The sequence below is a fragment of the Domibacillus sp. A3M-37 genome (genome assembly GCF_024213455.1).
Taxonomy (GTDB): Bacteria; Bacillota; Bacilli; order Bacillales; family Domibacillaceae; genus Domibacillus; species Domibacillus tundrae.
This window is the reverse complement of record NZ_JANAVL010000043.1, coordinates 1-9,427: the sequence shown is the minus strand read 5'-3', so window position 1 is coordinate 9,427 and position 9,427 is coordinate 1. Positions and strand designations below refer to the sequence as shown.

Here is a 9,427-nt window from a genome sequence, read left to right as displayed (position 1 = left end):
TCAATATTATTAAGTGTTATTTTACCAAATTTGGAACTAAGAACAAAAGCGTTTGCTTCGCAAACCGAAATTCACCCGGTCACTTATCATTGGTCTTCGCCCATCACATGATTGAAGTGGGGGTACTCTTTCGGTAAAATCTGATAGAGTAATTTTCGAAAAAATAGAGACTGTCCCAAAAGTCATTAATAACGAAATGGCGATAGTCTCCTTTTTTAATCTCTAGTATTTAGAGTTAAATTTGTAACGGATTTGTACGTAATACTGTGAACTCGCACAGAACTATAAATTCACGAGGATTTTCTTTATTCACAAGAGCTTAGGGTCTTGATCGTCTAATATGAGGAATTATTAAACAAATGTGGTGAATAGATAAAATTGATCTGATTTTGTTTTTGCCCTGTGATGGAACCATTGAAATAACAATACGCAATAATACTGAATTCAATGACTCTCCTATAACTACCATATATATTCAAAAATCCAAAAGGACGAGTGTTCATTTTATCACCTCTTAGATAAAGTTCTAAAATTAATACGTTTACATATAAAATGAACGTTACACCATAACTGTAAAGCAGATTATGGTCATAAACAATAGCATAAAAGTCTACATATTGATTAAGTCTGTACCATATGAATTGTCGATTGCACAAAGCCATTCACCCTGTGAATTTTTCTTAAACACATATGTTGCTCTTCTATCCATTGAAAATTCCGATTCATTTTTATCGGCATCAAGTAGCGTTTGGGAAATAACTAATGCGGTGTCTCCAGTTTCTAAAATAATCATTTCCCCCTGTGTTGGTACGAGACTATTATTAAAATATTTTGCAATCTTAATAAATGCTTCTTTGATTTCCTCTTTACCTCGTGCAATCATTCCAGGCTTTACAACCAAGATTGCATCATCAGTGTAGTAACTCATAAGCGTATCAAAATCTTCCTGCTTTATTGCAATGTCACACTTCTTGATAAACTCCTTTAATTCGTGTTCCATAATATATCTCCTTATCACTTTTAAACTGTATATATTATCCAATTGGAACTCAATATCCTTCTTAAACCAAACTGCTTCTTTAGCTGAATAAGAAAAGGCTGCCGAAATGACAGCCGAGATATTGAACAAAAGCCCCCGTTAGCCATCCATGCAGCTCAAGCATTGCACCACAGATTATGTAAGGAAACTCGTTCTTACATGGGAGTTGAAGAAGGAACCACTAATTTTATATCTTTATATACTATAACGGTTTCCAGTTTGGGTCTTTGATGTCTTCTTTAATTGGTTTTCTTACAAATTTAACGCTGCCTTCATCACAAGCCCCAAATTTTATAAAATTTTTTTGTGCCTGTCTTAATGAAACCTCATTCGCACCGCCTTCATAATCGGGGTCTTTATATTGAATCCCATCGTCTTCCCAAAAACAGATGTTGCAAATATCATATGTACCAGGTGGTTCTTCATCTAATGTTTTATATCCACAACAAGGACAAGTATATTCCACGTTTTCACCTCGTAACTGTTTTATAAATTTTAACATATAGTTTTATTAAACTAACCTGCTTCGTTAGCTGAATAAGAAAAGGCTGCCAAAATGACAGCCGAGATATTAAACAAAAGCCCCCGTTAATTCTAGAGGGAGCTAAAGCTTTTGAACTGTATAACAAACCAAAACGGCAGGTTCCTCTGTCGTTCCAGGCTTAAAATAAGACTCTCCCCAGGAAACCTTTCCTATAATCAAATCTCTATATTTCGGTAAGATTCTTGGGAAGCTAAGATTGGGAAACCTTGAATCCTTCATCTTAAAATCCTCATATAAATTCAACAAATTTGTATTGTCTAAGCTGTTTTTCGAAAAGAGTAAGAATGTATCCACTATAAATTCTATTTCTTCTACATGATTAAATTCTTTTTGATATATATGGCTGTTTTTATTCAAATCAATCCAATTACCTTCGGCTTTTTCTCGTTCAAAGAGGATTCTTTGAACATTAGTCATTTCTGTAAAAGAACTCCTGCAATCATTGATGCAATAAATTTTATATCCTTTCTCAAATATCCAAAAAAGAAAGGGAGGAATAATAACCTTATTATTTTGGCTGATTTCAACAATATATCTATTTATTTTTGATAACTGCATTTTGATTGAGGTTCCTCAGAATCAATAAAATTTCCTTTTTCATCAAAACAGGAAAATTCCTCAATTGCTGCTGGTTCGTGCTTTTCAAGAAACATCAGGTATCCGCTCCTTTTTTAAAAAACAAACCCAAAATATCCGGATTCACTTCTAAACTACTCTATTTTTAATTTCATATAATAACATTCCTTCTTCATTAACCTGCTTCTTTAGTTGAGGTAGAAAAAAGACCGACTGGAACAGCAGCCGGTTCTTAAACTCTTGCACCCCGTTTGTTTAAGTACAATACTTCACAATCTGTTACTTTTCGTAATATAAACGTCGTTCTCTCTCATTCTGTTTAAATCTACTCTAGGTGGAAAACCAAACATTCGGGAATACTCTCGACTGAATTGCGATTGACTTTCGTACCCCACCCTAAATGCAACTTCGGCTACATCTATTGATTCAGCTAATAATAAGCGTCTAGCTTCCTGCAATCTTAATTGTTTTTGAAACTGAATGGGACTCATAGCTGTAACCTCTTTAAAATGTCGATGTAGCGATGAGACACTCATATTCGCAATTTCGGCAAGCGCTTCTATTCGAAAAGATTTTTCATAATTATTCATGATATGGTCTATAACCTCTCTTATTCTAGAGGCATTGCTACCTTCTAAAGCCATTTGCTCAAGTGCTTCACCATGTGGACCTTGTAAAATCCAATAAATAATTTCTTTTTTATACAATGGAGCAAGAACAGAGATATGTTTTGGATATTCTAATAAACGAGCTAATCTAAGTACTGCATCTAACAAAGATGGTCCTACTCTGCTAACGAACATAGCTCGTTTAGTGTTCTTACCCTGTCCAATTTGATAATCTGTTTCATTTAAAACCTCTAATATTTGGCTTGGCGTGAATTCAAGTTTTAGAGCTAAATAAGGAGATTCTGTTGAGGCTTTGAATACTTGACCTGTTACTGGCAAGTCAACTGAAGCCACAATATAGTGACCAGGACCATACAAAAATCGTTCCTCTCCAAGCAACACCTCTTTCTCTCCTTGGAGGATAATGCAAAACGAAGGCTCGTTAACTCTAGAAATAGGTTCAGTAATAATGGATTCACGTATGACAAATAAAGATGGAATAGGCGTAGGGTGAACATCGTCCTGTTTTGAAAAGCCTTCAATGAGTTTAGCAAGTTCACATTGGTGTTTGTATGTTTTCTCAGACATAACTTGTTCTCCTTTTTTTCATCTTAGTTCATTATATCCAATAATAAATTCTTGAGTAAGATGGTTTTAGAGAATTAGGCAAAAACTTAGTAGGATTGTGATAATGGTTTCTTTATTTTTATGACATAATTAATTGTATACAGGTCACGATAAATGTGTCTTTTAGGAAAGGGAGGAACAATTAAATGGAGTATGTGAAACTTGGTAATACAGGCTTAGACGTATCCCGATTTTGTCTTGGATGTATGGGTTTTGGGGACGCTGACAAATGGCTTCACCAATGGGTACTTAACGAAGAGGACTCTCGCCCCGTTATAAAAAAAGCACTTGAGTTAGGGATTAATTTTTTTGATACAGCAAATGTATACTCCCTTGGTACAAGCGAGGAATATCTTGGACGAGCTCTAAAGGATTATGCGAATCGTGATGAAGTCGTAATAGCAACTAAGGTACACGGAGAAATGCATAAAGGTCCAAATGGTTCTGGTCTTTCCCGAAAAGCAATTATGAGTGAAATCGATAACAGTCTTAAGAGGCTGGAAACTGATTATGTAGACCTCTATATCATCCATCGTTGGGATTACAATACCCCTATTGAAGAAACGATGGAAGCATTACATGACGTGATGAAAGCTGGAAAGGCTAGATACATCGGTGCTTCTGCCATGTTCGCTTGGCAGTTCCAAAAAGCGTTACATGTGGCAGAAAAAAATGGTTGGACGAAGTTCGTGTCCATGCAGAACCATTTAAACCTAATCTACCGTGAAGAGGAACGAGAAATGCTGCCTCTTTGTAAAGAAGAGAAAATTGGTGTCACTCCATATAGCCCTCTTGCATCAGGAAGATTAACGCGTGACTGGTCAGTAACAACGCATCGTTCCGAGACAGATCAAATTCAAAAATCTAAATACGATGCGAATTCGGACGCTGATCGATTGGTTGTCGAGCGAGTAGCGTCCATCGCCGAAAAACACGGTGTCCCTCGCACACACATCGCGCTTGCCTGGTTACTACAGAAAGAGCCAGTAACTGCTCCTATTATCGGGGCTACGAAAATATCGCATCTTGAAGATGCTGTAGGAGCTTTGTCAGTTGAGCTAACAACCGAAGAAATTGCATATCTTGAAGAGCCATATGTACCTCATCCAATAGTAGGCCATAATTAATTGGATTAAATTGTAGGGGAAAACCCAATTTTCCATAGTAGGAAAGTTGGGTTTTTTACATTAAGATTTTTTTATATTGCTTTGTGAAGAGATGTACTTAAACTATCCTCCCTCTATAAACATTGATGTATCAACGGTTTACATCACTTCGTGATGAGAGGAAAATTATTTTTATACTTACTTATAAACATAGTTTTGAATTTATTGTTTTTATTACCAAGTTGAGTGTACGCTTCGCTAAAGCTAATGGAAATTATTAGCTTTTATTTCTGTTATTTTGATGCACAATGGATCTCTGCAATACTTATGACGACGTACCCTCCCATGTCTCTTAGCGTCAGTGCGCTTACATTCCTTCGTTCGGTCTATTCATAAGGCAGAGGCCTGCTAAGCTGCCCCGGGGACTCGTGGTCTTAGTTTAGTTATCATGCCGGCTTCTCCGTGTCATCCTTCTTGTTATAGTCGATTAATTGAAATATATTACGCTGCCACTCCAAGACAGTTGAGATCTTGCATCATATACCTTGCCTCAAAACGTACTCTCTTCTTACAAATACCATGTAATACCTTGAGTAATTTACCGCATAGCACAACCATTGACTGTTTTCCCCTCAGGGGATTAAGTGGTCGGGTTGTGTAATATTCATGAAGCTTTTTAAACGCCTCGTTATGCCGAATCAGTAGGACCATCACTTTGAAAAGAACCATCCTCAATCTCTTTCTGCCGCGCTTGGAGATATGTTTTTGGCCCTTGTGTTGGCCGGATGAAGTTTCACGTAATGTTAATCCCGCTAGTTTGATGAGTTGGCGTGGATTTTCATAGAGTGAAAAGCTTCCTACTTCCGAAAGCAGATCGACGATTGTGGCATCCCCTAATCCAGGAACAGAAGCAAGGAATTCGTATTCTTGAGTCGCTTTCGCCATTTCGGCTAATTGACTGTTTAAGCTCTCGATTTCTGCTTCCAACAACCGGTACTGGCGCAGGAGCGTGGCAATTTCATGTTGGGCCATCTGTAATCCTTCTGTCAGTCCGATCGAACTCGTGGCTGCTTCTATCAGAAGCTTCGCTTTCGGCAATTGTGGTGCCCTCATTCCCTCTACCTGCCGGTAGAGAAAGACTAACTCTTCGGCGGTTTTCCCTTCAATATCCTGTGGCAGAGGCGTCGTCTCGAGTGTCGCAAGCGCCATCTTTCCGAAGGACGGATAGACTTGCGTAAACTCCGGAAAATAACGGTCAAGCCAACGGATGATCCGGTTTTTGATACTCGCTAAATCCTCCGTCAGCTTTGAACGTAGTGTAGAACCGATCCGTAGCTCAGCCTCGACATCCTTGAGGAGACGGGGGTAGCTGAAGCGGCTGTCTTTCATTAATCTGGCAATGACCAACGCATCTTTCTTATCGTTCTTGGTTGGAAGATTATCATCCAGTTCCTTTGAGCGTTTGACGTGCAACGGATTTACCATGACAAGCGGTACCCCATATTGGTCCAGGAAATAGGCCAAGTTCATCCAGTAGTGTCCTGTCGGTTCAATTCCGATGATCACTTCCGTTTTCTTAGTCTCCTTCATGGCTTGGCGAATCTTTTGATAAAATGCTTCAAAGCCTTTCCTTGACTGATGTACCGCAAAGGCTTTTTCAATTACACGTCCTCGTTCGTCCACAAAGCAGGCGTAATGCACAGTTTTGGCAATATCCATGCCGACGACGAGAGTGTTTTCCGTGACTTAATTAAGTTTTTCATTCGCTTTAAAATTCATAGAGGAGTCCTCCTTGTTTGATGATGGGTCAATTGGTCGTTGACACTCATGCATCATACTAGAGGGCTCTTTTTCTTTCAAGATGGCGCAAATCCTTCTAACAGGAATGCTGCCCCTTTAGTTAATGAAGAAAAAAGACCGGCTGGAACAGCAGCCGGTTCTTAAACTCTTGCACCCTTTAGTTGAATAAGGAAATCTATTTTATCGTTTTTCAAAATTCTTCGTTACAGTGACGGGTTTGCTGAGTTTCTGCAAAGCTGTCCCATTTTTGCGAGATGAAAGCATTACACCCAAAATAACAATGAATCCCCCGGCGATTTGGTACCATAATAAATCTTCTTCTGTAAAAACAATAGCAAAAAGCGTCGCAAATACCGGAAGCAAATTAATAAAGATGCCTGATTTTGCGGCTCCTATTTTAGCAACGCCTGTATTCCAGGAAATGAAGGCAACGATAGAAGCAAAGCAGCCTACATAACCCAAGATCAATAAGCTTTCCAGGTTAAAAGTGACCGCTGCGTCTGTCTGCATGATTTCGAGGAGACTTAATGGAAACAGGATGAGAATCCCAACAAATGATGTGACATAGAGTGTAGTGAAAGCCGGCAAAATCTTTGAGTACTTTTTTATGACAATTGAATAAATGCTCCAGCTTACGACAGCAACCAAAACAAACAAATCTCCTAGGTTAAGCTTAAATGCCTGCAATGTTTCAAATGATCCTTTTGAAATAATGAAAATAATCCCTATTACTGATAAAAATATACCAGTTGCCTGTAACACTGAAAGCCGTTCTTTTAGCATGAAAAATGAAAAGATGGCAATGAACAAAGGAGTAGCTGAGTTCACAATCGATGCATTTATGGATGTTGTGAAGTGCAATGAATAATAAATGATCGTGTTATATCCGGCAACTCCAGTTACACTCAATAGAAGGATGATCCATTTATAGCTCCACAAAACTTTAGAGTCTCTAAGCACCGGCCTTACCATAAAAGGAGTCAACAATAAAAAAGCAACCGACCATCTCAAAAGTGAAAATGTGATAGGTGGAAAATATTCTGCCCCTAACCTTCCAATTACAAAATTCCCGCCCCAAATTACATTGGCTAGAACGAGCAGAAAATATGCAGTTCGATTTTTTTCTATGTGTTTCATCAAATGTACTCCTATCTATCGCCCCATTTTAGGGAGTAATATAATAACAAATTATGTGACAACCATTCTTTGTTCAACTATAGCACCCCGTTAGTTCAATAAGCATTTCTTTAGTATAATTGATAATATCTATCTGCTAATAGAAATAGGGGGATTATTATGACATTATCAAATATAAATTTATACACTTGGAAGCCATTTTCAACATCACCGCCACCGCCGTTTACTCCAGTTGTTGAATCAACACTGAATAAGCTTATATTAAAAACAGAATAAGAATCTGCGAAATATAAGCTGTTTCGCAGATTCGAAGGAGTAGACGATGAAATCTAAAATTCAGTTCCTACTATCAATGATAATCTTTGGTACGATTGGCGTATTTGTAAGATACATTGATTTAACTTCGAGTGAAATAGCTTTATTACGTGGTTTAATTGGTAGTTTATTTTTAATGATAGTTATGTTCATGATGAAGAAAAAAATTTCATGGGCATTGGTTAAAGTAAATGCTTTAGTTTTATTACTTTCGAGTATTGCATTGGGTGGAAATTGGATTTTCCTTTTCCAAGCGTACAAGCATACGACCATTTCTAACGCAGCACTAAGTTATTATTTTGCACCTGTGTTTGTCTTGATTCTTTCTCCACTTGTACTTAAGGAAAAATTATCAACAAAGAAAATAATCTGTATTGGTGTAGCCATGTTAGGTATGTTATTAATTGTTGGTAATGGTGGTCTAAGTACATCTGGATTAGATAATTTAATTGGGATAGGCTATGGATTAATGGCGGCTGTATTCTACGCTTCATTAATGCTATTCAACAAGTTCATCAAAAACATGGAAGGGTTAGAAACTACATTAATTCAGCTTGGAACAGCGACATTACTTCTCGTGCCATATGTATTCTTTACTGAAGGATTCGGTATTTTAGAAGTATCAAGTTCTTCAATTCCATTTATATTAATCTTAGGCATGGTACACACAGGTATTGGATTCTTGTTATTCTTCTCAGGTATGCAGAAATTAAAAGGTCAGAGTATAGCTGCATTAAGTTATGTAGACCCAATCACATCATTATTGATTTCTACTGTTATCTTGCAAGAACAAATGACATTTGTTCAAATGTTTGGTGGGGCATTGCTTTTAGGTTCCACATTTGTTAGTGAAAATCAATCAATGAAATTTTCAAAACCCTTAATGAAAAAACCAGTTAAATAACGTAATAAACAGTGGGAAGCATTCGTTTTCCCACTGTTTTGTATTTTAGAGTGTTTTTAGAAACAACACTCGGTCTTGTATGGAATATTGGAAATCAATCCCTGTTTTTGTTGTTGAACTAACCGTTAGTTGAACAATGCTTTCCATTTTAAATCTACAAATCTTGAGATAAACGAACCATATCCCTGCATTGTATACCGTTTTCGAAAATCTCTTTTGGATAGTGCCGAATGAAAAAGTCTATATCAATACCCGTAATTCTAAAACCACATTTTTGGTAAAGTGCTAATTGTCCAATGCTTGAATTTCCAGTTCCGACTTCTATGGTTCTGTATCCTTTTGACTTAGCCACTTCAATAGCATTTATAACAAGTTGTTTTCCAAAGCCTTTACCGTTCTGGACTTCTATTACTGCAATATTCACCAACTCCACCGTTTCAGGTCTTATCGGCAGTAATACATAAACCCCGATAATTTGAGCATCATTTTCAGCTACAAGCATTCTCCTCTTTGCATATATTCTTCAACGATTACTTTAGAAGGGTCAGCTAATAACAACAAATCCATTGGAGGCTCTTCATCTATATTTAATTTACGAATAAGCATATTACTCTCCCATACATACCTTTATTTTCATTCATTTTAATTTCTTGTTGAACTAAACTGCCCGTTAGCCATCCATGTAGCGCAAAATCAGCGCTACACCACAGATAATGAAAATGGAATGCAGAACGGGTATAGAATACTACGGCTGGAAGAGGAAGGTCGATC

At 37.4% G+C, this 9,427-nt stretch carries 9 protein-coding genes and 1 pseudogene; 2 read left to right on the top strand and 8 right to left on the bottom strand.

Translation table 11 applies throughout. The annotated features are described in order from the left end of the window. Window positions 1-610: 610 nt before the first annotated feature. The 4 genes from NLX67_RS22040 to NLX67_RS22025 all read right to left on the bottom strand — a co-directional run bounded on the left by NLX67_RS22040 (window position 611) and on the right by NLX67_RS22025 (window position 3,355). Window positions 611-1,000, bottom strand: coding sequence for a YybH family protein (locus NLX67_RS22040; protein WP_254313548.1), 390 nt, complete (start codon window positions 998-1,000; stop codon window positions 611-613). A 241-nt stretch (window positions 1,001-1,241) separates the two neighbouring features. Beyond that, a complete protein-coding gene (locus NLX67_RS22035) occupies window positions 1,242-1,505 on the bottom strand; it encodes a CPCC family cysteine-rich protein (RefSeq protein ID WP_254313547.1) in 264 nt (87 codons plus the stop codon). Between the two features lie 138 nt (window positions 1,506-1,643). Continuing rightward, a complete protein-coding gene (locus NLX67_RS22030) occupies window positions 1,644-2,141 on the bottom strand; it encodes a hypothetical protein (protein WP_254313546.1) in 498 nt (165 codons plus the stop codon). A 287-nt stretch (window positions 2,142-2,428) separates the two neighbouring features. Then, window positions 2,429-3,355 carry an AraC family transcriptional regulator gene (locus tag NLX67_RS22025; RefSeq protein ID WP_254313545.1) on the bottom strand — a complete coding sequence of 309 codons (927 nt, stop codon included), beginning with the start codon at window positions 3,353-3,355 and terminating at the stop codon, window positions 2,429-2,431. A 185-nt stretch (window positions 3,356-3,540) separates the two neighbouring features. Between NLX67_RS22025 and NLX67_RS22020 the strand changes: the two genes are divergently transcribed. Next, window positions 3,541-4,521 (top strand): aldo/keto reductase, encoded by a 981-nt coding sequence (locus NLX67_RS22020; RefSeq protein WP_254313544.1) that lies wholly within the window; start codon window positions 3,541-3,543, stop codon window positions 4,519-4,521. A gap of 480 nt (window positions 4,522-5,001) precedes the next feature. Here NLX67_RS22020 and NLX67_RS22015 read toward each other — a convergent pair whose 3' ends face one another. After that, entirely contained in the window at window positions 5,002-6,219 is a 1,218-nt protein-coding gene (locus tag NLX67_RS22015) for an IS110 family RNA-guided transposase (RefSeq protein ID WP_254313543.1), read from the bottom strand. Between the two features lie 261 nt (window positions 6,220-6,480). Next, on the bottom strand, window positions 6,481-7,437 hold the full coding sequence (locus NLX67_RS22010) for a DMT family transporter (RefSeq protein WP_254313542.1): 957 nt from the start codon (window positions 7,435-7,437) through the stop codon (window positions 6,481-6,483). Window positions 7,438-7,759: 322 nt separating this feature from the next. On the opposite strand from NLX67_RS22010, the gene NLX67_RS22005 reads away from it, so the two are divergent. Then, complete coding sequence (locus tag NLX67_RS22005; RefSeq protein ID WP_254313541.1) at window positions 7,760-8,656, top strand: DMT family transporter; 897 nt, start codon at window positions 7,760-7,762, stop codon at window positions 8,654-8,656. Between the two features lie 154 nt (window positions 8,657-8,810). Here the strand turns inward: NLX67_RS22005 and NLX67_RS22000 are convergent. Continuing rightward, a pseudogene (locus tag NLX67_RS22000) lies at window positions 8,811-9,262 on the bottom strand (GNAT family N-acetyltransferase). Continuing rightward, the coding region (locus NLX67_RS21995; RefSeq protein WP_254313540.1) for a hypothetical protein at window positions 9,244-9,427 on the bottom strand (184 nt) is incomplete at its 5' end. The gene NLX67_RS21995 and the pseudogene NLX67_RS22000, both read right to left, overlap by 19 nt.

Bases quoted from the DNA above. Each gene is read 5' to 3' on its own strand.
- NLX67_RS22040 (WP_254313548.1), bottom strand. From the start codon at position 1,000: ATGGAACACGAATTAAAGGAGTTTATCAAGAAGTGTGACATTGCAATA.
- NLX67_RS22030 (WP_254313546.1), bottom strand. From the start codon at position 2,141: ATGCAGTTATCAAAAATAAATAGATATATTGTTGAAATCAGCCAAAAT.
- NLX67_RS22025 (WP_254313545.1), bottom strand. From the start codon at position 3,355: ATGTCTGAGAAAACATACAAACACCAATGTGAACTTGCTAAACTCATT.
- NLX67_RS22020 (WP_254313544.1), top strand. From the start codon at position 3,541: ATGGAGTATGTGAAACTTGGTAATACAGGCTTAGACGTATCCCGATTT.
- NLX67_RS22015 (WP_254313543.1), bottom strand. From the start codon at position 6,219: ATGGATATTGCCAAAACTGTGCATTACGCCTGCTTTGTGGACGAACGA.
- NLX67_RS22010 (WP_254313542.1), bottom strand. From the start codon at position 7,437: ATGAAACACATAGAAAAAAATCGAACTGCATATTTTCTGCTCGTTCTA.
- NLX67_RS22005 (WP_254313541.1), top strand. From the start codon at position 7,760: ATGAAATCTAAAATTCAGTTCCTACTATCAATGATAATCTTTGGTACG.